Raw genomic sequence first — 23,628 nt, 5'->3', positions numbered from 1 at the left:
GTTTGAGCGGTGAAATTATCAGAGCGATCCTACGCGTGTTGACTCGCGGCTGGGTGCGATCAGCATGGGAAACTGTCGTGCAAATGAATGGGAGGAGCGTATGACAATTCGTGCAGTGGTTTTTGACTTCGGCGGTGTCCTGTTCGACTGGAGCCCGCAGCACCTGTACCGCAAGCTGATTGCCGATGATCACGAGCGGCAATGGTTTCTCGAGAATATCTGCACCCAGGCCTGGAACACCGAGCAGGACGCTGGTCGCTCCTTGGCCGAAGGTACCCGCAGCCTGATCGAGCAGCACCCAGATCATGAACGACTGATCCAGGCCTATTACGACCGTTGGCACGAAATGCTGCGTGGCCCATTGACGGAAGGCGTGGCGATCCTCAAGGCGCTGCACCAAGCCGATATGCCGTTGTTTGGGCTCACCAACTGGTCGGCGGAAACCTTTCCTTATGCGCGGGCCAACTACCCTTTCCTGCAGTGCTTTCGCGATATCGTGGTGTCTGGCGAGCTGAAACTGATCAAGCCTGATGCGGCAATCTACGACGCCAGTCTCAGTCAGGTACGCGGCCACCTGCCGGACATCCAGCCCTCTGAAGTGGTATTTATCGATGATGTTGCCGGCAATATCGAGGCGGCCATCGCCCTCGGCTGGCAGGGGATCCACCACGTGTCGGCCGAAGGTACCGCCGCGCAATTGCGAGCGTTGGGCGTGAGCTTCTAGCGCGCCCACTTTTCCATGGCGAAATCCACGAAGGCGCGCAGTTTGGGCAGGCGATAACGGTCCTGGCCGTAGAGTAGGTGCATGGGGCGGCTGGGGAGTCGATAGGCAGTGAGCAAGGCCACCAGCTTGCCGCTTTCCAGGTCCGGTTGTACCAGGGCGTCGGCCAGCATGATGATGCCCATGCCGTTGACGGCCGCCTGGCGTAAGCCTTGCGAGCTGTTGATGGTCAATGAGCCGGACACCGGGACCTCGACCTCGCCGCCCTCGCCGGTCATTCGCCACAGTTTGTCGGCGTCGCGCCAGTTGTCACTTGCCGGGTAGGCAAACGCCAGGCAGTCGTGGTGCTGCAGCTCATCGGGCGTTTGCGGCGTGCCCCGTCGTGCCAGGTATTCAGGTGACGCGCAGAGTGTGAGGGTGTAGTCCTGCATTGGCCGGGCGATCAGGCTGGAGGTTTCCAGTTCACCAAGACGGATCGCCACGTCGAAGCCGCTGTCGACCAAGTCCATCCGCTCATTGCTCAGCACCACGTACAGGTTGATCAGTGGGTAGCGCCGGGAAAATTCGCTCAAGGCCGGTGTCAGGCGTTCGGTGCCGAACACGGGGGGCGCAGTGATGCGCAGATTGCCTTTGGGGATATCGCTGTGGGCTTGCTCGGCAAGTTGTTCGGAGTCGGCCACCAACCCCAGCACTTCCAGACAGCGCTGGTAATACTGCCCGCCGAATTCCGTGAGGCTTTGTTTGCGCGTGGTGCGTTTGAGCAGGCTCACGCCCAGGCGCTGCTCCAAGGCACGCAGATGGTTGCCGACCATGGTGGTGGACATCCCACAGGCCTGGGCTGCGGCCGTCATGCTGCCGGTCTCGACCACCTTCACGTACACCGACATTGCCTGGAATAGATCCATTATCAAGCCTTGATTTAAAGTCATTGCAGGAATGTGCAGTTTATCCAGCCGAGGTGGCTAACGATACTGCAGCCATCACTACGATGCACTGGAGCCCGCACCATGACCGCCGCCTGCCTGATGACCACTTATCAACCCTTGGCACTGAGCTTCACGCGCGGCCTGGGCACGCGACTCTGGGACCAGCAGGGCCGCGAATACCTGGACGCGGTCGCCGGCGTGGCAGTGACCAATGTCGGCCATTCGCACCCCCGGCTGGTGACGGCGATCAGCGAGCAGGCTGGGCTCTTGCTGCACACCTCCAACCTCTACAGCATCGACTGGCAACAACGGCTGGCCCAGCGCCTCTCTCAGTTGTCAGGCCTGGACCGCGCCTTCTTCAATAATTCCGGTGCTGAAGCCAATGAGACAGCGCTCAAGCTGGCGCGCCTGCATGGCTGGAAAAAGGGCATCGAAGAGCCGTTGGTGGTGGTGATGGAGAACGCCTTTCATGGCCGTACCCTCGGCACCATGGCCGCGAGCGATGGCCCCTCGGTGCGGCTGGGCTTCCAGCGGTTGCCGGGGGATTTTCTCAAGGTGCGCTTTGGTGATCTGGCGGCATTGGAAGCGATCACAAAGGCATTTGGCCCGCGCATTGCAGCGGTGCTGCTGGAGCCGATCCAGGGGGAAAGTGGCGTACTGCCTGCACCACCGGGTTACCTGCGAGCCCTGCGCGACCACTGCACAGGCCATGGCTGGCTGATGATGCTGGACGAAATCCAGACCGGCATCGGCCGCACTGGCACCTGGTTCGCCTTCCAGCATGAAGGCATCGTCCCGGACGTGATGACCCTGGCCAAAGGCCTGGGCAATGGTGTGCCGATCGGCGCGTGCCTGGCTCGGTCCGCGGTGGCCCAACTGTTCACGCCGGGCAGTCATGGCAGCACCTTTGGTGGCAACCCGTTGGCGTGTCGTGTGGGGTGCACCGTGCTGGACATCATCGAGGAGCAAGGTTTGCTACAGAACGCCGCGCAACAGGGCGAGCGCCTGCTGGCGCGGTTGCGCGTGGAGTTGAGTGAACATCCGCAGGTCCTGGCGATTCGTGGCCAGGGGCTGATGATCGGCATCGAGTTGGCCAGCCCCTACCGTGACCTGGCTCAGCGCGCGGCCCAGGAACACGGGCTGCTGATCAACGTCACGCGGGGCAAAATCATTCGCTTGCTGCCGCCGCTGACCCTGGATGCAAAAGAGGTCGAGATGATCGTGCGGGCCATTACTCGGTTGCTGGCGTAGGGCCGTTGAGCCATTCCTGGTTCAGGGTCTCGGTATCGCCCAGGTATTCCAACAGCCAGGCCATGGCCGGGGACAGCTTGTTCTGCGCCCGGGCCACACACGACGGGCTGGCCGGAAACGGCCGGCTCAATTGCAGTGCCACCAACTCACCGCGCTCGACCCACGGCAACACTTGATGCGCCGGCGCCATGCCGACGCACAGGCCGTCGCGCAGGCAATCGATGGCAGAAGCCCAATTGGGCACCACCAGGCGTCGCTGGTTATCCAATGTCCACGTGTCGCGCTTGGGCAGGTTGCGCGAGGTGTCGGTCATGCACAGCGAGGCGAAAGGGCGTAGTTGATCGTCACTCAGTAACCCTTCGACGCTGGCCAGCGGGTGTCGCGCGCTGACCACGCACAGCCAGTTCAACAAGCCCATGTCGCGGAAAGTGAAGTGACTGGCCACCGGCACGGCGCTGGTCGCGCCGATCACAATCTCGGTGCGTTCATCGGCCAGGGCATCCCATACGCCGTTGTACACCTCGTACTCCAGCAACAGCTCGACCTCAGGAAATTGTCGATAGAAGTCCAGCACCAACTGCCGACAGCGCTGAGGTTTGACGATGGAATCCACGGCCACCTTCAACTGGCCGCTCCAGCCGTTGGCGACCTGCTGGCATAGGCGTCGGGTGCCGAGCATTTTTTTCATCACGCCACGGGCTTCGTCGATAAACAGGCGGCCAGCGGGCGTCAGTTCCACATCCCGGTGGCGCCGCACAAATAGCGGCACTGCCAACCATTCTTCCAGCTGGCGCACGGTATAGCTGACGGCTGACGGCACGCGATGCAGTTCCTGAGCGGCGGCGCTGAAACTGCCATGGCGCGCCACGGCATCGACCACATCCAGGGAATATTCTGACCACATGGTAGCTGCCTTCAAATTTATTGATAAGAGTGTCCAATTATTATCGCTTCACACAGAAACTGTCAGCTTCATAATGGGCGCCAGTCAGCAAATAGTTTGATGGCAGGATTAACAAGGCTTCAATGAAAAATTCTTTTGGTTTCACTTGGTATCTGGCGGGGCTGAGCATGCTCGGTTACCTCGCCATGGACATGTATCTGCCGGCGTTCGGCGCCATGGGCGAACAGTTGCATATCGGCGCAGGCGCGGTAGGCGCCAGCTTGAGTATTTTCCTCGCCGGCTTTGCCGTGGGGCAGTTGTTGTGGGGGCCATTGTCCGACCGCCTGGGGCGCAAGCCCGTCCTGCTCGCCGGCCTGAGCCTGTTTGTGCTGGGCTGCGCGGGGATGTTCTGGGTCGAGACCGCGCCGCAATTGCTGGCGCTGCGTTTTGTCCAGGCGATTGGCGTGTGTTCCGCCGCCGTCAGTTGGCAGGCGTTGGTGATCGACCGCTACCCGGCCGACAAGGCTCATCGTGTGTTCGCCAGCATTATGCCGCTGATGTCGTTGTCGCCAGCGTTGGCGCCTTTGCTGGGCGCGATGGTGCTGAATCACTTGGGTTGGCAGGCGATCTTTGGCGTATTGCTGGGCGTCTCATTGCTGTTGCTGCTACCGACATTGTCTCTGCGCACCACGGCGAAACGTCCGGCAGAGGCGGGTGAGCGTTCGCACCTCGGTTATGGGCAGTTACTGACGTCTCGCGTGTTTACCGGCAACGTCATGATCTTCGCCGCCTGCTCGGCCAGTTTCTTCGCCTGGCTGACGGCTTCGCCCTTCATCCTGGGCGACATGGGCTACAGCCCGAATGATATTGGCCTGAGCTACGTATTGCCGACATTGGCCTTCCTGGTCGGTGGCTACAGTTGCCGCAGCGCCTTGCAGCACTTCCAGGGCAAGACGCTGTTGCCCTGGTTGTTGCTGGCATATTGCATCAGCATGCTGGCGTTGTACTTGGTTGCCACGCTGACGGTGCCGACCCTCACCACGTTGCTGATTCCATTCTGCCTGATGGCGCTGGTCAACGGTGCCAGTTACCCCATCGTCGTGGCGAATGCGCTGATGCCGTTTGCGGAAAATTCCGGCAAGGCGGCGGCATTGCAAAACACCCTGCAACTGGGCCTGTGTTTCCTCAGCAGCCTGCTGGTGTCGTCGATGATCGAGCAACCGCTGCTGATCACCGTGATCGTGATGCTGGCGACCGCGCCACTGGCGGTGTTGGGTTACTGGCTGGCGCGGCCGAAAGCCGGTGATTCGGAACTGGCGACCGCCTAGAACGTCACTTCCAGGTTCACCGTCGGCGTCGATGTGCGGCTACCCCGGCCGCCATCCACGCCGAACTTGTTATGCCAATACTCGTAGCCCACCCCCAGGTAGAGGTTTGGCTTGACGCTTTTGCCCGGTCGCACCGCCACCATCAGCGCGGTGCGCATCAGGGCCTCGGGCGCGGTATCGCGCCCGTGGTAGTCCTCGCCTTTTTCCCCGACGTAATTGATGAAACCCTGGAATTTCGCCGCATGGTTGGCGATTTCGAAGGGGCGCATCCACGTCAGGTTGAGCATGTAGGTGTCGTCAAACGTGTGGTTCGACTCCTTCGCGCCGGGGATGCCGGTGTGGTTCCTTTCCTTGTAGTACATCAGGCTCAGGTCGAGAACGCCGACGGTGTTGAACTTCAGTGTCGGGCCAATCACCAGTGCGCGTTTCTTGGCTGAGGCGAAGTTGTTGTTACGGTTGGCGTCAAAACCCAGGGTCAGCGCGTAATCCTTGACCAGGCCGGTGCCCAACGGCATATCGAACACCCGCGACGCATACAGTTGGTGGCGGTACACCGCGTACACCTCACTCCCGCCATGATCAGTCCCCTTGCGCGGGTCACGGCTGTCGGACAGGAACACATCGAGGTTGAGGAAATTGCTGCCGTACTGGTAGCCGCTGGCGTGGGTGAAGCTGTAGATGCGCTTGCTGAATTCGTCGGGGTTATTCGGATTGGTGAACTGCTGGCCGTAGCGAAATCCTACGCTGTTGTTCATCCATTCCACTGCGACGGCCTCCCCGCCGCCGAGCAGGGTGATTGCGACGGTTGCGCCCTGTAGTGCCTTTTTCATTGTTCTGGGTCCTTTGGCGTTCTGGCTCATCACGGCCGGATTGTTTTTGTAACGCCGATGGAGGGTAACTTGTTCGATTGATTGTATACAACTCTATGGACATCCAGTCCAAACATTGCATACAGTGGCCGCACAACAAAAACAGAGAACCCCTCACCATGACTATCCCGAAGGCGTCACCGCAGCGGCCAGAAGATGAGAATCTCGGCGTCGCCGCCAACATGGCTTACGGCCTGCAACATGTGCTCACGATGTATGGCGGCATTGTTGCGGTGCCCCTGATTGTCGGCCAGGCGGCCGGGTTGTCCCCGGCGGATATCGGCCTGCTGATCGCCGCGTCGCTGTTTGCCGGTGGCTTGGCCACGTTGTTACAGACCTTGGGTCTGCCGTTTTTTGGCTGTCAGTTGCCGCTGGTGCAGGGCGTGTCGTTTGCCGGTGTGGCAACCATGGTGGCGATTGTCGGCAGTGATGGCGCCGGCGGGGTGCCGGCGATTCTCGGGGCGGTGATGGCCGCGTCGTTTATCGGGTTGCTGATAACCCCGGTGTTTTCACGGATCACTAAGTTCTTCCCGCCGCTGGTGACGGGCATCGTGATCACGACCATCGGCCTGACCCTGATGCCCGTTGCGGCGCGCTGGGCAATGGGCGGCAACAGTCGCGCGGCGGATTTTGGCAGCATGTCCAACATCGGCCTGGCGGCGCTGACCCTGGTGCTGGTGTTGCTGCTGAGCAAGATCGGCAGCGCGACTATCTCGCGTCTGTCGATTTTGCTGGCGATGGTCATCGGCACGGTGATTGCGGTATTCCTTGGCATGGCCGACTTCTCCGGCGTGACCCAGGGTCCGATGTTCGGTTTCCCTACACCATTCCATTTCGGCATGCCAACCTTCCATGTCGCCGCGATCATTTCCATGTGCATCGTGGTGATGGTGACCCTGGTCGAAACCTCGGCGGACATCCTGGCGGTGGGCGAGATCATCGACACCAAGGTCGATTCGAAACGCCTGGGCAACGGCCTGCGCGCCGATATGCTGTCGAGCATGTTTGCGCCGATCTTCGGCTCATTTACCCAAAGCGCCTTCGCCCAGAACGTCGGCCTGGTGGCGGTGACCGGGGTCAAGAGCCGCTTTGTGGTAGCCACGGGCGGGCTGTTCCTGGTAATTCTCGGCTTGTTGCCCTTCATGGGCAGGGTGATCGCGGCGGTGCCGACTTCCGTGTTGGGCGGGGCCGGGATTGTGCTGTTCGGTACCGTGGCGGCCAGTGGCATCCGCACGCTGTCGAAGGTGGATTACCGCAACAACATGAACCTGATCATCGTGGCCACTTCCATCGGTTTTGGCATGATTCCGATTGCGGCACCGAGCTTCTATGATCACTTCCCGACCTGGTTCGCGACCATTTTCCATTCGGGCATCAGTTCGTCGGCGATCATGGCGATCCTGCTGAACCTGGCATTCAACCACTTCACCGCCGGTAACTCAGACCAGCAGTCGGTGTTTGTGGCGGGGACCGAGCGTAGCCTGTGCTTCCGTGATGTGTCGGAACTGCGCGATGGGGATTACTTCAAAGGCGGCAAGTTGTTTGATGCCGAAGGGCGGGAGATTCCGCTGGTGCCGGATGCCCCGAAAAGGGCAACCAAAGCTGAGGCTACCGAGGTCTGAAGTAAGTAAGGGGGGCTGACCTGCCAGCCCCCATACTGATTCAGCCAGCCTTGAGTACGTTGTACTTCGCTGAACACACCTCATCCAAAAACTTCACCACAGTCCCCATGCACGCCTGGCGTTCTTCCACATGGGGCATGTGGCTGGAGTCTTCAAACAGCGCCCATCGCACATCGGCGATTTCATCCAGGAACGGCTTGACCACCAGCGGCGTGGCCTCGTCGTGTCGGCCGGAGATCACCAGCGTCGGCACATTGATCGCCGACAGACGGCCCGTGGACTTCCAGTCTTTCAAGCTGCCGATCACATGGAATTCGGTCGGGCCGCTCATGGCGTGGTACACCGTCGGGTCTGCATCGACTGCGGCAAATGTGCGCGCTACTTCCTCTGGCCACGGGATGACTCGGCACACGTGCTGGTCATAAAACACCCGTGATGCAGCGAGGTATTCCGGGTCCTGGTAGGTGCCGGCGGCTTCATGTTTGAGCAGGGTTTGATGCACACCTTCCGGCAACAATTTGCGCAGTCGGTTGGCTTCGCTGACCCAGGTGCGCATGCAGGTGGGAGAGTTGGCGGGGATGAACGCGCGCAGGCCCTTGGGTTGCAGAATCGCATGTTCACTGCCGAGCATGCCGCCCCAGGATTGGCCGAGGATCGCGTAGTTATCGCTGATCTGCAGGTGGTCCAGCAGGTTGTTGAGTTCTTCGAGGAACAGGCCCACGGTCCAGAAGGACGGGTCTTTTTTGGGGAGATGAGTGGAGCGGCCGTTGCCCAGCTGATCGTAGTGGATCACGGCATGGCCGCTGGCGGCGACGTCCTTGAAGGCGTCGACATAATCGTGGGTGCATCCGGGGCCGCCGTGGATAACCACCATGGGAGTGCGGCCGCTCGACAAGTCACCGGTGACGCGGTACCAGGTTTGGTAGGCGCCAAACGCCGCATACCCTTCGCGGATTTTTTCGATGAATTCCATTTCGTACCCTGCTCTGAAAAAAGGATCAGGGACACGATAATGCGTGGGCGAAATTTAAGTAACTAGCAAAACAGCTAGGTTTTGCCCACCGGTCAGTCTTCGAGCAGGCGGTAATGGGTGGCGCGCACCACCGCCTGCACGCGATTCTTGGCCCCCAGCTTGTGCATCGCCGAGGCCAGGTGCAAGGTAACCACCGCCAGCGAGCGGCTCAATTGCGTGGCGATTTCGGCAGCGGTCAGCCCGTCGGCGGCCCATTTGAGGCACTCGCGCTCGCGTTTGGTCAGGTGAATATGCGGATAAGTGCGCAGCTCCTTGCTGAACAGCGGGTAGGCCGCTTCCTGCAAGGCATGGGAAATCAGGCTGAAATCCGACAGGGTCTGCTGCGCATCCTTCAACACGGTGCGGGCGTTGCCGGTGCGCAGTCCGGTCAGCGAAGCGAAGCCGCCACGGGGCAGGTGGATCGGCACGCTGACGCCGCAGGTCAATTGCTGGTCGTGCAAGTAGGACGAAACCGGCGCGTGGCAGGGATCGATGATCTTTTGCAGTGGGGTATCGGCCTTGACGTCGTAGGACCACACGAACGGTGACACCGTGCTCAGGGCCAGATGTTGCACCGGGTCGATCTGGTAGAACCCTTCGCTGCACCACAGGGCATGCCAGTCAGGCGGGGTATTGCGCAGAGCGAGCACCGAGGGCGTGATCAATGCGCCGTCCTGGTCCATCGGCACCGGGGTGTAGTCATACACCAATGCATCGAAGCCCAACTGCTGGGCGAGGACAAAGGTATTGTCCATCTGCTCGTCCAGGCTCCTGCCCGGCATCAGACGGTGATTTAACGCAGTCAGCTTGGCCAGCATCCGTTCGGCTCCCGAATTCATTTGAATCTCGACTTGCGGCAAGTAGAATGCCACGCCCCGGCGAAGGACTGCCAGGCCAAACCTATAAGAAATACTAGGTTATGGACGCACGGCATCCTCGGTAGTGTTGGCCTGATAAACGGCCGCTACCTGCCAGGCCGATACAACACAAGGAATGTATGCATGTGGCGTGAAATTGCCCCCGACCAGCAGTACAACGTGCAAGTCGACGGCCATAACCTCGTGGTCTACAGCTTTGGCGAAGGCGATGAGGTGCTGTTGTGCCTCAACGGCGGGCCAGGCCTGCCGTGTGACTACTTGCGCGACGCCCATGGCTGGCTCAAAGAGCATAACCTGCGAGTGGTTGCATTCGACCAGCTTGGCACGGGCGCATCAGCCAGACCCACCGACGTTTCGCTGTGGGAAATCCGCCGTTATGTCGAAGAAGTCGAAACCGTGCGTCAGGCCCTGGATCTGGGCCGCGTGCACCTGCTCGGGCATTCCTGGGGCGGCTGGCTCGGTATCGAATACGCTATCCATTACCCCGACGCGCTGAAAAGCCTGATCCTGGAAAACACCGTGGGCGACATTCCGCACCTGTCCCAGGAACTGGAGCGCCTGCGCGGCGCCCTCGGCAGCGAAACTGTGGCGATGATGCAGCGCCACGAAGCCATGGGCACCCTGGACCACCCGCAGTACCAGGCGGCGATTACCTTGCTCAACTATCGTCACGTGTGCCGCCTGGATGAGTGGCCCGCGCCGGTCAAACGCTCGCTCGACGACTGGAACATGGGTCCCTACGAAACCATGCAAGGTCCCAACGAATTCCTCTACATCGGCAACCTCAAGGACTGGAACCGCATCCCCGAGATGGCCGAGTTCAAGATGCCGATCCTGATCACCACCGGCCAGCATGACGAACTCACCCCGGCCTGCGCCATGCGCATGAAAATGGCAGCCCGGCACGCCGAACTGCACGTTTTCCCCAACAGCAGCCATATGCCGTTTTATGAGGAGCCCCAGGCATATTTTACGGTGCTGCTGGACTTTCTCTCGCGTCATCGAGGCTGACGGATGAACCTGGCGCGCTACCGTTTTGTGCTGTCCCGACCGCTGCAATTGCTGCCGGTGCTGTTTGGCATCAGCCTGATCACCTTTGTGCTGGTGCGCTCGATTCCCGGCGACCCGGCGCGTGCGCTGCTGGGCTCGCGCAGCACACCGGACGCCTTGCTGAAGATCCGTGCCCAGTACGGCCTCGACCAGCCGTTGTGGCTGCAATATTTCTACTTTCTGAAGAACCTGCTCAAGGGCGACCTCGGCCAATCGCTGCTGTACAAGGTCGATGCGCTCAAGCTGATCGTCACGCGCATTGAACCCACGCTGGTGCTGGTACTCGGCAGTGTGCTGCTGGCGCTGTTGATCGCGGTGCCGTTGGCGACCTTGGCCGCGCGCAACAAGGGCGGCTGGGCGGATAACCTGATTCGTGTCTTCACCACCGTCGGCCTGGGCATGCCGGCGTTCTGGCTGGGGTTGATGTTGATCCTGTTGCTGAGTGTGCAGTGGGGTTTGTTTCCGGTGTCGGGCTATGGCCGCACCTGGCTGGACAAGGCGCACCACATGGTTTTGCCCTGCCTGACGATTGCCCTGGCGCTGTCGGCGGTGCTGGTGCGCAACCTGCGGGCGAGCATGTTGATGGAATTGCAGGCCGACCATGTGACCGCCGCCCGGGCACGTGGATTGTCGGAAGCCGAGGTGTTTCGTCGCCATGTGTTGCCCAATTCCCTGGTGCCGGCGGTCAACCTGCTGGCGGTCAATATCGGCTGGCTGATCAGCGGCACGGTGGTGATCGAAAGCCTGTTCGCCATCCCCGGCATCGGCCAATTGCTGGTGCGTGGGATCTTCACCCGCGATTACATGGTGGTGCAGGGCGTGGCCATGGTGCTGGCCTGCGCGACAGTGATCGTCAACTTCATCGCTGACGTAGCGACGGTGGCCCTTGACCCACGGGTGAAGATGCAATGAGCAGCCGCCCGTTGGTTGCCCCGTGGCGTTTGCGCCTGCGCTTTGGCTTTCGCAATGGCCGGCTGACGGCGGCGTGGGGCTTGCTGATTCTGCTGGCGTGGCTGGTGCTTGCGCTGTTTGCACCGTGGATCGCACCCTACGACCCGATTGCGCAGAACACGGATTTCAGTTTGCTCGGACCCAGCCTGGCTCATCCGTTCGGTACGGATAACTATGGTCGGGACATCCTTTCGAGGGTGATCTGGGGCGCACGCATTGACCTGCAACTGGCCATCGTCGGGGTGATTTTCCCGTTCATGATCGGCACCTTCATTGGCGCGGTCTCCGGATACATCGGCGGGCGTTTTGACAGTGTCTGCATGCGTGTGATCGATGTGATCCTGGCATTCCCGTTCCTGGTGCTGATGCTGGCGATCATGGCCATCCTCGGTCCAGGCTTGAAGAGTTTCTATATCGCCATGGCGCTGGTGGGCTGGGTGTCCTACGCCCGGCTGATCCGCTCACAGATCCTGGTGCTCAAGGAAAGCGACTTTGCCCTGGCCGCCAAGAGCCTGGGCTTTGGCCATGGGCGGATTCTGTTCCGGCACCTGTTGCCCAATGCGATGTTCGGCTCCATCGTGTTTTCCATGTCGGACGCGGTATTGGTGTTGCTCAATGGCGCCGCCGTGAGTTACCTGGGCCTGGGCGTGCAACCGCCGACCGCCGAATGGGGCACGATGGTGGCCGAAGGGCAGGCCTTCATCACCACCGCCTGGTGGATCTGCACCTTTCCGGGGCTGGCCATCGTGACCTTGGCCATGGGCTTCAGCCTGCTCGCTGATGGCGTGGCGCAAGTGCTGGGGGATCGTTCATGAGCCTGTTGCAGGTGCGCGACCTCAGTGTGATCGCCAATAACGCCGGGCGGGATGTGACCCTGGTTGATCGCGTGTCCTTCGATCTGGCCGAGGGCGAGATCCTCGGCCTGGTCGGGGAAAGCGGTTCGGGCAAGACCATGGCCTGTCGCGGCCTGATGCGCTTGTTGCCTTCCCCCAATCTGCGGGTGCAAGGCGGTGCCGTAAGGCTGGCCGGCCAGGATCTATTGTCACTGGATGACGCCGGCATGCGTGCCGTGCGCGGCGGTCAGTTGGGCATGATCTTCCAGAACCCCAGCAGCCACCTCGACCCCTTGATGCGCATCGGTGAGCAGATTGCCGAGGGTATTCGCCTGCACCAAGGCGCCTCGAAAAAAGATGCGCGGCTGCAAGCTATCGACGTGCTGCGCCAAGTGGGCATCCCTGATCCCCAGGCGCGGGTCGACAACTACCCCCACGAGTTTTCCGGCGGCATGCGCCAGCGCGCGATGATCGCCGTGGCCCTGGGCTGCAACCCGAAAGTGCTAATCGCCGACGAACCCACCACCGCCCTGGATGTGACGGTGCAAGCGCAAATCCTGCGGCTGCTGCTGGAACTGCGTGACCGGCGCGGCCTGTCGATCATCATGATCACCCACGACCTCGGCGTGGTCGCGCAAACCTGCGACGCCATAGCCGTGATGTACGCCGGGCGCCTGTGTGAGCACGGCAGCAAATATGATTTGCTGGCGCATCCGCAGCATCCTTACACCGCAGGCTTGATTGAATGCCAACCTGCCCACAGCAGCGGACACGCCTTGCTGCGCACAATTGCTGGACAGCCGCCGTTGCTGGACGCATTGCCCGCCGGCTGCCGCTTCAACCCGCGTTGCCCACAGGTCGGCACCTTGTGCACCGAGGCGCTGCCGGAAGGCGCGCGAGTCGCCTGTCATTACCCGTTGGGAGTGCGCCCATGAGCCTGCTGCAGATCAAGGACCTTGAGGTGAAGTTTGCCGCATCTGGCACCGGTTTGTTCGGCTTGAACAAACAGTGGGTGAGGGCGGTGAACGGCGTATCGCTGAACCTGGCGGCGGGTGAAACCCTGGGGTTGGTCGGTGAGTCCGGCAGCGGCAAAAGCACCCTGGGTCGCGCCATCCTGCACCTCAACCCGATCAGCGCCGGGCAGGTGTTGTTTGATGGCATCGACATGGCTCACGGTAGTGCCATCGACATCACTCGGCTGCGCCATGAAACCGCAATGATCTTCCAGGACCCGTATGCCGCGCTGAATCCGCGCCACACCATCGGCGAGACGATTGCCGAAGTGTTGCGGGTGCAGCGCAAGGTCACGCCGGAGCAGGTTCCGGCGCGCGTGAATGAACTGCTTGACCTGGTCGGCCTGCGCCCCGAACTGGCCAACCGCAAACCCGGCTCCCTCAGCGGCGGGCAATGCCAGCGGGTCGGCATTGCCCGGGCACTGGCGGTGGAGCCACGGCTGATCATCGCTGATGAGTGTGTGGCGGCGCTGGATGTGTCGATTCAGGGCCAGATCATCAACCTGTTGCTGGAACTGCAACAGCGCATGAACCTGGCGATCCTGTTCATCGCCCATGACCTGGCCATCGTGCGTCGCCTGTGCGACCGCGTGGCGGTGATGTACCTGGGCAAAATCGTCGAGGAGGGCCCAGTGGAGGCGGTCTTTACCGCGCCACGTCACCCGTACACGGCAGCGTTGATCCAGGCGATTCCCGAGATCGATCCCCATCGGCCATTGCCTACCGAACCCTTGCCGGGTGAACCACCGAGCCCGCTGAATTTGCCTACAGGCTGCGCCTTCCACCCGCGTTGCCGGCATGCCCGAGCCTTGTGTTCCGTGGTGTTGCCGCCGACGCATTTCCTGCACGAGCATCGGTACAGTTGCGTGCTTGAAGAACCTTTGTTTTGACCCCCTGCCATTCATTAACAAGGAGTTGTGATATGCAATCGCGCCACTTGAAGTTGCTCGCCGCCGCTACATTGACCGCATGGTCCCTCACTGCCGGGCTGGCCCACGCCGCCGGCGTGCTGACCATCGGCTGCCGTGAAGACAGCACCACGTTCGACCCGATCAAAAGCGCGCAAAACCGCGACACCTGGGTTTTCGCCAACGTCTACGACACCCTGGTACGCGTCGACAACCTGGGCACCAAGATGGAGCCGGGCCTGGCCGAAAGCTGGGACATTTCCAAGGATGGCTTGACCTACACCTTCAAACTGCGTGATGCGAAGTTTTCCGACGGCTCGGCGATCACCGCTGAGGACGCCGCGTTCAGCCTGTTGCGCATCCGCGACAATAAGGCCTCGCTGTGGGCCGATCCGTTCAACTTGATCAACACGGCCAAGGCGGCTGATCCGAAAACCCTGGTGGTCACCCTGAAGACGCCGGCGGTAGCCTTCCTCTCGCAATTGGCGTCGCCAACGGTGTCGATCCTGTCGGAAAAAGCCATGACCAAGATGGGTGAAGACGCCTACTCGGAAAATCCGGTGACTTCCGGCGCGTTTACCGTGGACGAGTGGCGCAAGGGTGATCGGGTGATCCTCAAGAAGAACCCGAACTTCTGGCAGGCCAAAAACGTGAGCCTGGATGGCGTGGAGTGGGTCTCCGTGACCGACGACAACACGCGCATGCGCATGGTGCAGAACAACGAGCTGGACACGGCGATCTTCGTACCCTTCTCGCGGGTCGAGGAGCTGAAGAAAGACAAGAACGTGGTTATTCACGCCGATCCGTCCACCCGTGAAGACCATCTGCTGATCAACCACGAGCACGGCCTGCTGGCCAAGCCGGAAGTGCGTCAGGCGCTGGACATGGCCATCGACAAACAATCGCTGGTGAAGACCGCCACTTACGGTCAAGGCACCGTGGCTTATTCCTACATTCCAAAGGGCTCGCTGTACCACTACGCCAACAACCTGCAACGCCCGTACGACCCGACCGCCGCCAAGAAGCTGCTGGAGCAGGCCGGCGCCAAGGACTTGAAGCTCAACTACGTGGTCAACGCCGGCAATGAAGCCGACGAGCAGATTGCGGTGATCATCAAGGACCAACTGGCCAAGGTCGGTGTGACGGCCAACCTGCAAAAGGTCGACCCGACCCAGAGCTGGCAGATGCTGGTGGACGGTGAGTACGATATTTCGGTGATGTACTGGACCAACGACATCCTTGACCCGGACCAGAAGACCACCTTCGTGCTGGGCCACGACACCAACCAGAACTACATGACCCGCTACAAGAACGACAAGGTCAAGGCGCTGGTGTCACAGGCGCGCATCGAGGCGGACCCGGCCAAGCGCGAGCAGATGTATGTCGAGCTGCAGAAACTGGCGAAACAGGACGTGAACTGGATCGACTTGTACTACAGCCCGTACATCAACATCTCACGCAAGAACGTGAGCAACTTCCTGCAAAACCCACTGGGGCGTTTCACCCTTGAGGAAGTGGTGAAAAACTAAGATCCAGAGAGCACTGCATACAAATGTGGGAGCGGGCTTGCTCGCGAAAGCGGTACATCAGTCAGTAATTTTTGACTCACACTCCGCTTTCGCGAGCAAGCCCGCTCCCACATTTATTTCTCTTGCGTACCTGTTATTGCGCGTCGAACGCCTGGCCATTGATGCCGGCACTGTCCGGCCCCATCAGGTACAGGTACACCGGCATGATCTCTTCCGGAGCAGGCCGCTCCATCGGGTTTTCCCCTGGATACGCCTGGGCGCGCATGCTGGTGCGCGTGCCACCGGGGTTGATACTGTTGGAGCGTACCGCGGCCACATCCTCAAGCTCATCGGCCAGGGTTTGCATCAAGCCCTCAGTCGCAAACTTCGACACGCCATAGGCGCCCCAGTAAGCCCGACCCTTGCGCCCAACGCTGCTGGAGGTGAACACCACCGACGCATCCTGGGACAGCTTGAGCAGCGGCAACAAAGTGCTGGTCAGCATGAACATCGCGTTGACGTTCACGTGCATCACCCGCATGAAATTCTCACCGGACAACTGCTCGATCGGCGTACGTGGGCCGATGATCGAGGCGTTGTGCAGCAGGCCGTCGAGGTGGCCGAATTCCTTTTCGATCATCGCGGCCAGCTCATCGTATTGATGGGGCAGGGCGGTCTCCAGGTTGAACGGGATCACCACCGGTTGCGGCTGGCCTGCGGCTTCGATTTCGTCATACACCTGGGCCAGGTTGGCTTCGGTCTTGCCCAGCAACAGCACGGTGGCGCCGTGGGCGGCGTAGGTTTTTGCCGCCGCCGCGCCAATCCCGCGACCGGCGCCGGTCACCAGGATCACCCGGCCTTTGAGCAGTTCTGGACGTGCAGAGTAATCAAACATAAACAACCTCGACAGAATTCACAGAAGATCCATTTCGCCCATCAGCAACTGCACAGCGCGTTATCCAGCACCTTGCGCAGTTCCAGCGGGTGATCCACCACCACATCGGCGCCCCAGTGGCGCGGGTTGTCGTCCGGGTGGATATAGCCGTAGGTGACCGCTGCGGTGCGGGTGCCGGCGTCGCGGCCGGACTCGATATCGCGCAGGTCATCGCCCACGAACAGTACGCTGGCCGGGTCCAGGTCGAGCATCTTGCACGCCAGGATCATCGGCTCCGGGTCCGGCTTGCTGTTCTTCACGTGATCCGGGCAGATCAGCAGCGCCGAGCGCTCGGCCAGGCCCAACTGCTGCATGATCGGTTCGGCAAAACGCAGGGGTTTGTTGGTGACTACGCCCCAGACCAGCTTGGACTTCTCGATGTCTTCCAGCAGCTCGGCCATGCCGTCGAACAGTTTGCTGTGGACCGCGCAGCCTTTGAGGTAGCGCTCGAGGAATTCCTGGCGCAGCTCCTCAAAGCCTGGGGATTCCGGGTCCATGGAAAAGGTCACGGCCACCATCGCCTTCGCTCCGCCGGAAATTTCATCGCGGATGTGCTGCGGGTTGATCGGCGCCAGGTCGCGGTCGGCACGCATGGCCTGGCAGATGGCGATAAAGTCCGGCGCGGTATCCAGCAGGGTACCGTCCATGTCGAAGAGAACCGCTCGCAACTTCACAGGCTCACTCCTCGCGCAGGGTCTGGATCATGTAGTTGACGTCAACGTCGTTGGCCAGCTTGTAATGCTTGGTCAGCGGGTTGTAGGTCAGGCCGATGATGTCCTTGACGGTCAGCCCGGCCTGGCGGCTCCAGGCGCCCAGCTCGGACGGGCGGATGAATTTCTTGAAGTCATGGGTGCCACGCGGCAGCAGCTTCATGATGTATTCGGCGCCGATGATCGCGAACAGGTAGGCCTTGGGGTTGCGGTTGATAGTGGAGAAGAACACCTGGCCACCCGGCTTGACCATGCGGTAGCAGGCGCGGATCACCGAGGACGGGTCCGGCACGTGTTCGAGCATTTCCAGGCAGGTGACCACGTCGAACTGCTCGGGCATTTCTTCGGCCAGGGCCTCGGCGGTGATCTGGCGGTATTCCACGCTCACGCCGGATTCCAGTTGATGCAGTTGGGCCACGGCCAAGGGCGCTTCGCCCATGTCGATGCCCATCACGGTGGCGCCGCGCTGGGCCATGGCTTCGCTGAGGATGCCGCCGCCGCAGCCCACGTCCAGCACCTTCTTGCCGGCCAGGTTGACGCGTTCGTCAATCCAGTTGACCCGCAGCGGGTTGATGTCGTGCAGCGGCTTGAACTCGCTCTCGCGGTCCCACCAGCGGTGGGCCAGGGCTTCGAACTTGGCGATTTCGGCGTGGTCGACGTTGCTCATGGTGAATCCTCTAAATCTGATAAATCGTTGAGTCAGTCTTGAACACAGGGGTTCAAAACCTTCGTTATTCGTGGTGCCCGCTGATGCGTTGGCCCCAGGCAATGGCCGTGGCGGTCAACTGTTGTTCATCCATGCGGGTCAATTGCCGGTCGTCGAGCAACTGCTTGCCGGCGACCCAAAGGTGTTTCACGCAATCGCGTCCGGTGGCATATATAAGCTGTGAGACCGGATCGTAGATCGGTTGTTGCGCCAGCCCCGACAGATCGAAGGCGACGATATCTGCCGCCTTGCCAACTTCCAGCGAGCCAATCTCGCTTTCCAGGCCCATGGCCCGTGCACCGTTGAGGGTGGCCATGCGCAGGGCGCGATGGGCATCCAGCGCGGTGGCCGAACCGGCGACAGCCTTGGCGAGCATCGCTGCGGTGCGGGTTTCACCCAGCAGGTCGAGGTCATTGTTGCTGGCGGCGCCGTCGGTGCCGATGGCCACGTTCACGCCAGCCTGCCACAGCCGCTCCACCGGGCAAAAGCCGCTGGCCAGTTTCAGGTTCGATTCCGGGCAGTGAATGATGCTGGTGTTGCTTTCTACCAGCAAAGCCAGGTCATCCTCGCTGATTTGGGTCATATGAACGGCCTGGAAGCGCGGGCCCAACAGCCCGAGGCGACCCAGGCGAGCTAATGGCCGTTCGCCAGTCTGCTCGACGGCTTGCTGCACTTCAAAGGCGGTTTCGTGAACGTGCATATGGATAGCAGCGTCCAGCTCTTCGGCGATTACACGGATTTTCTCCAGGTTGTCGTCGCACACGGTGTAGGGCGCGTGCGGGCCGAAGGTGATCTTGATGCGTGGGTGGTGCTTGAGGTCGCCGAACAGCTCGACGCCCTGGCGAATCGCCTCATCGGCGGTGCTGGCGCCGGGGATCGGGAAGTCCAGGATCGGGATCGCAATCTGCGCGCGCATGCCACTGTTGTGCACGCAGTCACTGGCGACCTTGGGGTAGAAGTACATGTCGGAGAAGCAGGTGATGCCGCCCTTGAGCTGTTCGGCGATGGCCAGGTCGGTGCCGTCGCGCACGAAGGCTTCATCGACCCACTTGGCCTCGGCGGGCCAGATATGTTTTTCCAGCCAGGTCATCAGCGGCAGGTCGTCGGCCAAGCCGCGAAACAGGCTCATCGCCGCATGCCCGTGGGCGTTGATCAGGCCGGGGCTGAGCAGCATGCCGGGCAGTTCGCGTACTTCGTTGGCCGAAAGCTTCAGCGCTGCGGCCCGTGGGCCGATGAACGCGATGCGCCCGTCGCGGATGCCCAGCCCGTGTTCCTTGAGCACCACACCGGCCGGTTCGACAGGCACCAGCCAGGTTGGCAGCAACAATAAGTCGAGCGGGGCGGCAGTGGCGGTCATCGCAGGCTTCTTCCCAGGCAGCTATAAAAGAAGGGCGAAGTATACCCGAGCGTCCTGGCTGGCGGATCGCTATAATCGGCGGCTTTGTTTATGAGTGCGGAGTAAGGGATGCGCGATCGACTGTTGGCAGCGGAGAAAGTGAAGGCCATCGATTGGCGTGATGGCGCGCTGTTCCTGCTCGATCAGCGTGCCTTGCCGTCCCGGGAAAGCTGGGTGGCCTGTGTGACGGTTGATGACGTGGCGGCCGCCATTCGTTCGATGGTGGTGCGCGGTGCGCCGGCCATTGGTATCAGCGCCGCGTATGGCCTGGTGCTGGCCGCCCGTGAGCGCATCGCCGAGGGTGGTGACTGGCAGGCTGCGTGGGAAGAAGACTACGCACTGCTGGCCGATACCCGACCCACCGCGTCGAATTTGTTCTGGGCGTTGAAACGCATGCGCGACCGCCTGGACCGCGTCAAAAAGCACGCCGATCCGCTGGCGGTGCTGGAGGCAGAAGCCATCGCCATCCATGAAAGTGATCGCGAAGCCAACCTCACCATGGCCCAACTGGGCGTCGAGCTGATCCGTAAACACCAAGGCAATGCGCAGGCGATCCTCACCCACGGCAACGCAGGCGCCCTGGCGACCGGCGGCGTGGGGACGGCGCTCGGGGTGATTCGTGCGGCTTATCTTGAGGGCATGGTCGAGCAGGTCTACGCCAATGAAACCCGGCCTTGGCTGCAAGGTTCGCGGCTGACCGCCTGGGAGTTGGCGGGCGAGGGCATCCCGGTGACGGTGAATGCCGATTCGGCCGGCGCGCACATCCTCAAGACCAAAGGCGTGACCTGGGTGATCGTCGGCGCCGATTGCATTGCCGCCAATGGTGATGTGATCAGCAAGATCGGCACCTACCAATTGGCGGTGTGTGCGATGCACCACGGTGTGCGTTTCATGGTGGTGGCGCCGAGTTCAACCCTGGACCTGATGATGGCCACTGGTGATGACGTTGCCCTGGAAGAACGCGATACCGGCGAGTTGCTGGAAGTCGCCGGCCAGCGTTTTGCTGCGGATGTGAGCGCCTACAACCCAGTGTTCGACGTGACCCCGGCCGACCTGATCGACGTGATCGTGACCGAAAAAGGCGTGGTCGAGCGGCCGGACACCGCCAAGCTGGCCAAGTTGATGTGCCGTAAGCGCCTGCATTAAGCCAATTCGTCATCAAAATTGGGCTTGGATCCAGCTCTGAGCCCCTCTCGTCGCCCTCAAGCCTGTCATCCGTCAACTTACTATGCTCCATGCGCATCAGGGGGATAGGTGCGTGGCGGCGATTGTGATAACATCCGGCGGTTTCCAGGGTTGCCCCGAGGGGTGGCCTATAACGTGCAGATCCGTGTCATAACTCGTTGATTTGTCGTAAGTCGTTGTCAGGCACTCTGCCGGCAGCGGCGAGCTTCGTTCGTCCCATATGGATGTGACGAGGTTTCACCCGAAAAAGGAATCAGGCTTCTCATGGGCGAACTGGCCAAAGAAATCCTCCCGGTCAATATCGAAGACGAGCTGAAACAGTCCTACCTCGACTACGCGATGAGCGTAATTGTCGGTCGGGCACTGCCTGATGCGCGCGATGGCTTGAAGCCCGTGCACCGGCGTGTGCTGTTCGCGATGAGCGAGCTGGGTAACGACTGGAACAAGCCGTACAAGAAATCTGCCCGTGTTGTCGGTGACGTGATCGGTAAGTATCACCCTCACGGCGACACTGCGGTGTACGACACCATCGTTCGGATGGCCCAGCCGTTTTCCCTGCGCTACCTGCTGGTAGACGGCCAGGGCAACTTCGGTTCGGTCGACGGCGACAACGCCGCGGCGATGCGATACACCGAAGTGCGCATGACCAAGCTGGCGCACGAGCTGCTGGCCGATCTGCATAAAGAAACCGTGGACTGGGTGCCGAACTACGACGGCACCGAGATGATCCCGGCGGTCATGCCGACCAGGATTCCGAACCTGCTGGTCAACGGCTCCAGCGGTATCGCCGTGGGCATGGCCACCAACATTCCGCCACACAACCTCGGTGAAGTCATCGACGGTTGCCTGGCCCTCATCGACAATCCTGAACTGACTGTCGATGAGCTGATGCAGTACATCCCCGGCCCGGACTTCCCGACCGCCGCGATCATCAACGGTCGCGCCGGCATCATCGAAGCCTACCGCACCGGTCGTGGCCGCATTTACATGCGCGCCCGCTCGATGATCGAAGACATCGACAAGGTCGGTGGCCGCCAGCAGATCGTCATCACCGAACTCCCGTACCAGTTGAACAAAGCGCGCCTGATCGAGAAGATCGCCGAGCTGGTCAAAGAGAAGAAGCTCGAAGGCATCACCGAGCTGCGCGACGAGTCTGACAAAGACGGTATGCGCGTGGTGATCGAGCTGCGTCGTGGCGAAGTGCCTGAGGTGATCCTCAACAACCTCTACGCCCAGACCCAGCTGCAAAGCGTGTTTGGTATCAACGTGGTTGCCCTGATCGATGGCCGCCCGCGCATCCTGAACCTCAAGGATCTGCTGGAAGCCTTCGTCCGTCACCGTCGTGAAGTGGTTACCCGCCGCACCGTGTTCGAACTGCGCAAGGCTCGCGAACGCGGCCACATCCTGGAAGGCCAGGCGGTTGCGCTGTCGAACATCGACCCGGTGATCGCCCTGATCAAAGCCTCGCCAACCCCGTCGGAAGCCAAGGAGGCGCTGATCAGCACGCCTTGGGAGTCCAGCGCCGTGGTGGCGATGGTTGAACGTGCCGGCGCCGACTCGTGCCGTCCAGAGACCCTGGACCCGCAATATGGCCTGCGCGAAGGCAAGTATTTCCTGTCGCCGGAGCAAGCCCAGGCCATCCTGGAACTGCGCCTGCACCGCCTGACCGGCCTGGAGCACGAGAAGCTGCTGGCCGAGTACCAGGAGATCCTCAACCAGATCGGCGAGTTGATCCGCATCCTCAGCAGCGCCGTGCGCCTGATGGAAGTGATCCGCGAAGAACTGGAAGTGATCCGCGCCGAATACGGCGACGTGCGCCGCACCGAGATTCTCGATGCACGCCTCGACCTGACCCTGGGTGACATGATCCCGGAAGAAGAGCGCGTCGTGACCATCTCCCATGGCGGCTATGCCAAGACCCAGCCGCTGGCTGCGTACCAGGCTCAGCGTCGTGGCGGTAAAGGTAAATCGGCTACCGGCGTGAAGGATGAGGACTACATTGCTCACCTGCTGGTCGCCAACAGCCACACCACGCTGCTGCTGTTCTCCAGCAAGGGCAAGGTGTACTGGCTCAAGACCTACGAAATTCCGGAAGCGTCCCGTGCCGCCCGTGGTCGTCCGCTGGTCAACCTGCTGCCGCTGGACAGTGATGAATACATCACCACCATGTTGCCGGTCGAGGAATACACCGAAGGTCACTTCATCTTCATGGCCACCGCCAAAGGCACCGTCAAGAAGACCCCGCTGGAATCCTTCAGCCGCCAGCGCAGCGTGGGCCTGATCGCCCTGGAACTGGACGAAGGCGACGTGCTGATCTCCGCCGCCATCACCGATGGCGAGCGTGAAGTCATGCTGTTCTCCGACGGTGGCAAGGTGACGCGCTTCAAGGAGTCCGACGTGCGCGCCATGGGCCGTACTGCCCGTGGTGTTCGCGGCATGCGCCTGCCAGAAGGGCAGAAGCTGATTTCGATGCTGATCCCGGAAGAAGGCAGCCAGATCCTCACCGCTTCGGCGCGTGGTTACGGCAAACGTACCGCCATCAGCGAGTTCCCGGAGTACAAGCGTGGCGGCCAGGGCGTGATCGCCATGGTCAGCAACGACCGCAATGGCCGTCTGGTCGGCGCGGTGCAGGTGCTCGACGGCGAGGAGATCATGCTGATTTCCGACCAGGGCACCCTTGTACGTACCCGTGTGGATGAAGTGTCGAGCCTGGGCCGTAACACCCAGGGCGTGACCTTGATCAAGCTGGCCAGTGACGAAACGCTGGTGGGCCTGGAGCGTGTGCAGGAACCATCGGAAGTCGAAGGCGAAGAGCTGGAAGGCGAGGCGTTTGACGGTGAGGTGATCGCAGCAGGCGATGACCACGTCGACGAGCCAACCCTCGATGCTGCCGCAGACGAAGAAGAACCGCAGGAATAAGCGGACACACAGGGGGCGGATGAAG

The 23,628-nt window shown here is 61.2% G+C and carries 21 protein-coding genes; 12 read left to right on the top strand and 9 right to left on the bottom strand.

The genetic code is table 11. From position 1 onward, the window contains the following. The first annotated feature begins 100 nt into the window (after positions 1–100). A complete protein-coding gene (locus tag H096_RS27900) occupies positions 101–724 on the top strand; it encodes an HAD family phosphatase (RefSeq protein WP_033902543.1) in 624 nt (207 codons plus the stop codon). Here H096_RS27900 and H096_RS27895 read toward each other — a convergent pair. Next, complete coding sequence (locus tag H096_RS27895; RefSeq protein ID WP_033902542.1) at positions 721–1,626, bottom strand: LysR family transcriptional regulator; 906 nt, start codon at positions 1,624–1,626, stop codon at positions 721–723. The genes H096_RS27900 and H096_RS27895 overlap by 4 nt on opposite strands. A 102-nt stretch (positions 1,627–1,728) precedes the next feature. Here H096_RS27895 and H096_RS27890 point away from each other — a divergent pair, with 102 nt between their 5' ends. Beyond that, positions 1,729–2,898 carry an aspartate aminotransferase family protein gene (locus H096_RS27890; RefSeq protein WP_033902541.1) on the top strand — a complete coding sequence of 390 codons (1,170 nt, stop codon included), beginning with the start codon at positions 1,729–1,731 and terminating at the stop codon, positions 2,896–2,898. Here the strand turns inward: H096_RS27890 and punR are convergent. Further along, positions 2,879–3,802 (bottom strand): DNA-binding transcriptional activator PunR, encoded by a 924-nt coding sequence (punR, locus tag H096_RS27885; protein WP_033902540.1) that lies wholly within the window; start codon positions 3,800–3,802, stop codon positions 2,879–2,881. The genes H096_RS27890 and punR overlap by 20 nt on opposite strands. A 122-nt stretch (positions 3,803–3,924) precedes the next feature. On the opposite strand from punR, the gene punC reads away from it, so the two are divergent. After that, positions 3,925–5,109 carry a purine nucleoside transporter PunC gene (gene punC / locus H096_RS27880; protein ID WP_033902539.1) on the top strand — a complete coding sequence of 395 codons (1,185 nt, stop codon included), beginning with the start codon at positions 3,925–3,927 and terminating at the stop codon, positions 5,107–5,109. Here punC and H096_RS27875 read toward each other — a convergent pair. After that, entirely contained in the window at positions 5,106–5,939 is an 834-nt protein-coding gene (locus H096_RS27875; protein ID WP_033902538.1) for a nucleoside-binding outer membrane protein, read from the bottom strand. The genes punC and H096_RS27875 overlap by 4 nt on opposite strands. A 158-nt stretch (positions 5,940–6,097) precedes the next feature. Between H096_RS27875 and H096_RS27870 the strand changes: the two genes are divergently transcribed. Beyond that, positions 6,098–7,600, top strand: coding sequence for a nucleobase:cation symporter-2 family protein (locus H096_RS27870; protein WP_033902832.1), 1,503 nt, complete (start codon positions 6,098–6,100; stop codon positions 7,598–7,600). A 40-nt stretch (positions 7,601–7,640) separates the two neighbouring features. Here H096_RS27870 and H096_RS27865 read toward each other — a convergent pair whose 3' ends face one another. Both H096_RS27865 and H096_RS27860 read right to left on the bottom strand, forming a co-directional pair. Continuing rightward, entirely contained in the window at positions 7,641–8,573 is a 933-nt protein-coding gene (locus H096_RS27865; protein ID WP_033902537.1) for a proline iminopeptidase-family hydrolase, read from the bottom strand. 92 nt (positions 8,574–8,665) lie between these two features. Continuing rightward, positions 8,666–9,430: a LuxR family transcriptional regulator gene (locus H096_RS27860; RefSeq protein ID WP_033902536.1), complete on the bottom strand. Its 765-nt coding sequence runs from the start codon at positions 9,428–9,430 to the stop codon at positions 8,666–8,668. Between the two features lie 183 nt (positions 9,431–9,613). Here H096_RS27860 and H096_RS27855 point away from each other — a divergent pair, with 183 nt between their 5' ends. Genes H096_RS27855 through H096_RS27830 form a run of 6 tightly spaced genes read left to right on the top strand, consistent with a single transcriptional unit; the run spans position 9,614 to position 15,774 of the window. Then, on the top strand, positions 9,614–10,501 hold the full coding sequence (locus tag H096_RS27855; RefSeq protein ID WP_033902535.1) for a proline iminopeptidase-family hydrolase: 888 nt from the start codon (positions 9,614–9,616) through the stop codon (positions 10,499–10,501). Between the two features lie 3 nt (positions 10,502–10,504). Next, a complete protein-coding gene (locus H096_RS27850; RefSeq protein ID WP_033902534.1) occupies positions 10,505–11,452 on the top strand; it encodes an ABC transporter permease in 948 nt (315 codons plus the stop codon). After that, positions 11,449–12,306 carry an ABC transporter permease gene (locus H096_RS27845; RefSeq protein ID WP_033902533.1) on the top strand — a complete coding sequence of 286 codons (858 nt, stop codon included), beginning with the start codon at positions 11,449–11,451 and terminating at the stop codon, positions 12,304–12,306. The genes H096_RS27850 and H096_RS27845 overlap by 4 nt, the downstream gene beginning before the upstream one ends. Continuing rightward, the gene (locus tag H096_RS27840; protein WP_033902532.1) at positions 12,303–13,259 is read left to right on the top strand and encodes an ABC transporter ATP-binding protein; all 957 of its coding nucleotides are present in this window, start codon (positions 12,303–12,305) and stop codon (positions 13,257–13,259) included. The genes H096_RS27845 and H096_RS27840 overlap by 4 nt, the downstream gene beginning before the upstream one ends. After that, complete coding sequence (locus tag H096_RS27835) at positions 13,256–14,227, top strand: ABC transporter ATP-binding protein (RefSeq protein ID WP_033902531.1); 972 nt, start codon at positions 13,256–13,258, stop codon at positions 14,225–14,227. The genes H096_RS27840 and H096_RS27835 overlap by 4 nt, the downstream gene beginning before the upstream one ends. 32 nt (positions 14,228–14,259) lie before the next feature. Next, positions 14,260–15,774, top strand: coding sequence for an ABC transporter substrate-binding protein (locus tag H096_RS27830; RefSeq protein ID WP_033902530.1), 1,515 nt, complete (start codon positions 14,260–14,262; stop codon positions 15,772–15,774). A 133-nt stretch (positions 15,775–15,907) separates the two neighbouring features. Here H096_RS27830 and H096_RS27825 read toward each other — a convergent pair whose 3' ends face one another. The 4 genes from H096_RS27825 to H096_RS27810 form a co-directional block, all read right to left on the bottom strand. Beyond that, positions 15,908–16,648 (bottom strand): YciK family oxidoreductase, encoded by a 741-nt coding sequence (locus tag H096_RS27825; RefSeq protein ID WP_016975315.1) that lies wholly within the window; start codon positions 16,646–16,648, stop codon positions 15,908–15,910. Between the two features lie 41 nt (positions 16,649–16,689). After that, entirely contained in the window at positions 16,690–17,361 is a 672-nt protein-coding gene (gene mupP / locus H096_RS27820; protein WP_033902529.1) for an N-acetylmuramic acid 6-phosphate phosphatase MupP, read from the bottom strand. A 4-nt stretch (positions 17,362–17,365) separates the two neighbouring features. Beyond that, on the bottom strand, positions 17,366–18,064 hold the full coding sequence (gene ubiG / locus H096_RS27815) for a bifunctional 2-polyprenyl-6-hydroxyphenol methylase/3-demethylubiquinol 3-O-methyltransferase UbiG (RefSeq protein ID WP_033902528.1): 699 nt from the start codon (positions 18,062–18,064) through the stop codon (positions 17,366–17,368). Between the two features lie 64 nt (positions 18,065–18,128). Then, positions 18,129–19,460 carry a TRZ/ATZ family hydrolase gene (locus H096_RS27810; RefSeq protein WP_033902527.1) on the bottom strand — a complete coding sequence of 444 codons (1,332 nt, stop codon included), beginning with the start codon at positions 19,458–19,460 and terminating at the stop codon, positions 18,129–18,131. Positions 19,461–19,568: 108 nt separating this feature from the next. On the opposite strand from H096_RS27810, the gene mtnA reads away from it, so the two are divergent. Both mtnA and gyrA read left to right on the top strand, forming a co-directional pair. After that, on the top strand, positions 19,569–20,645 hold the full coding sequence (gene mtnA, locus H096_RS27805) for an S-methyl-5-thioribose-1-phosphate isomerase (protein ID WP_033902526.1): 1,077 nt from the start codon (positions 19,569–19,571) through the stop codon (positions 20,643–20,645). A 303-nt stretch (positions 20,646–20,948) separates the two neighbouring features. Next, complete coding sequence (gene gyrA / locus H096_RS27800) at positions 20,949–23,603, top strand: DNA gyrase subunit A (RefSeq protein WP_033902525.1); 2,655 nt, start codon at positions 20,949–20,951, stop codon at positions 23,601–23,603. The last annotated feature ends 25 nt before the right edge of the window (positions 23,604–23,628 follow it).

It is taken from the genome of Pseudomonas sp. FH1, assembly GCF_000510895.2.
In the GTDB taxonomy this organism is placed as follows: Bacteria; Pseudomonadota; Gammaproteobacteria; order Pseudomonadales; family Pseudomonadaceae; genus Aquipseudomonas; species Aquipseudomonas azotoformans_A.
Note: the sequence above shows the minus strand (reverse complement) of the source record. Positions and strands in the feature narration are given on the sequence as shown.

Excerpts from the sequence above, each read along its gene's own strand:
- H096_RS27855 (WP_033902535.1), top strand. The coding sequence starts at position 9,614 with ATGTGGCGTGAAATTGCCCCCGACCAGCAGTACAACGTGCAAGTCGAC.
- punC (WP_033902539.1), top strand. The coding sequence starts at position 3,925 with ATGAAAAATTCTTTTGGTTTCACTTGGTATCTGGCGGGGCTGAGCATG.
- H096_RS27870 (WP_033902832.1), top strand. The coding sequence starts at position 6,098 with ATGACTATCCCGAAGGCGTCACCGCAGCGGCCAGAAGATGAGAATCTC.
- H096_RS27900 (WP_033902543.1), top strand. The coding sequence starts at position 101 with ATGACAATTCGTGCAGTGGTTTTTGACTTCGGCGGTGTCCTGTTCGAC.
- H096_RS27895 (WP_033902542.1), bottom strand. The coding sequence starts at position 1,626 with ATGGATCTATTCCAGGCAATGTCGGTGTACGTGAAGGTGGTCGAGACC.
- H096_RS27845 (WP_033902533.1), top strand. The coding sequence starts at position 11,449 with ATGAGCAGCCGCCCGTTGGTTGCCCCGTGGCGTTTGCGCCTGCGCTTT.
- gyrA (WP_033902525.1), top strand. The coding sequence starts at position 20,949 with ATGGGCGAACTGGCCAAAGAAATCCTCCCGGTCAATATCGAAGACGAG.
- H096_RS27860 (WP_033902536.1), bottom strand. The coding sequence starts at position 9,430 with ATGCTGGCCAAGCTGACTGCGTTAAATCACCGTCTGATGCCGGGCAGG.
- H096_RS27830 (WP_033902530.1), top strand. The coding sequence starts at position 14,260 with ATGCAATCGCGCCACTTGAAGTTGCTCGCCGCCGCTACATTGACCGCA.
- H096_RS27840 (WP_033902532.1), top strand. The coding sequence starts at position 12,303 with ATGAGCCTGTTGCAGGTGCGCGACCTCAGTGTGATCGCCAATAACGCC.
- ubiG (WP_033902528.1), bottom strand. The coding sequence starts at position 18,064 with ATGAGCAACGTCGACCACGCCGAAATCGCCAAGTTCGAAGCCCTGGCC.
- H096_RS27835 (WP_033902531.1), top strand. The coding sequence starts at position 13,256 with ATGAGCCTGCTGCAGATCAAGGACCTTGAGGTGAAGTTTGCCGCATCT.
- H096_RS27825 (WP_016975315.1), bottom strand. The coding sequence starts at position 16,648 with ATGTTTGATTACTCTGCACGTCCAGAACTGCTCAAAGGCCGGGTGATC.
- H096_RS27865 (WP_033902537.1), bottom strand. The coding sequence starts at position 8,573 with ATGGAATTCATCGAAAAAATCCGCGAAGGGTATGCGGCGTTTGGCGCC.
- H096_RS27875 (WP_033902538.1), bottom strand. The coding sequence starts at position 5,939 with ATGAAAAAGGCACTACAGGGCGCAACCGTCGCAATCACCCTGCTCGGC.
- H096_RS27810 (WP_033902527.1), bottom strand. The coding sequence starts at position 19,460 with ATGACCGCCACTGCCGCCCCGCTCGACTTATTGTTGCTGCCAACCTGG.
- H096_RS27890 (WP_033902541.1), top strand. The coding sequence starts at position 1,729 with ATGACCGCCGCCTGCCTGATGACCACTTATCAACCCTTGGCACTGAGC.
- H096_RS27850 (WP_033902534.1), top strand. The coding sequence starts at position 10,505 with ATGAACCTGGCGCGCTACCGTTTTGTGCTGTCCCGACCGCTGCAATTG.
- mtnA (WP_033902526.1), top strand. The coding sequence starts at position 19,569 with ATGCGCGATCGACTGTTGGCAGCGGAGAAAGTGAAGGCCATCGATTGG.
- punR (WP_033902540.1), bottom strand. The coding sequence starts at position 3,802 with ATGTGGTCAGAATATTCCCTGGATGTGGTCGATGCCGTGGCGCGCCAT.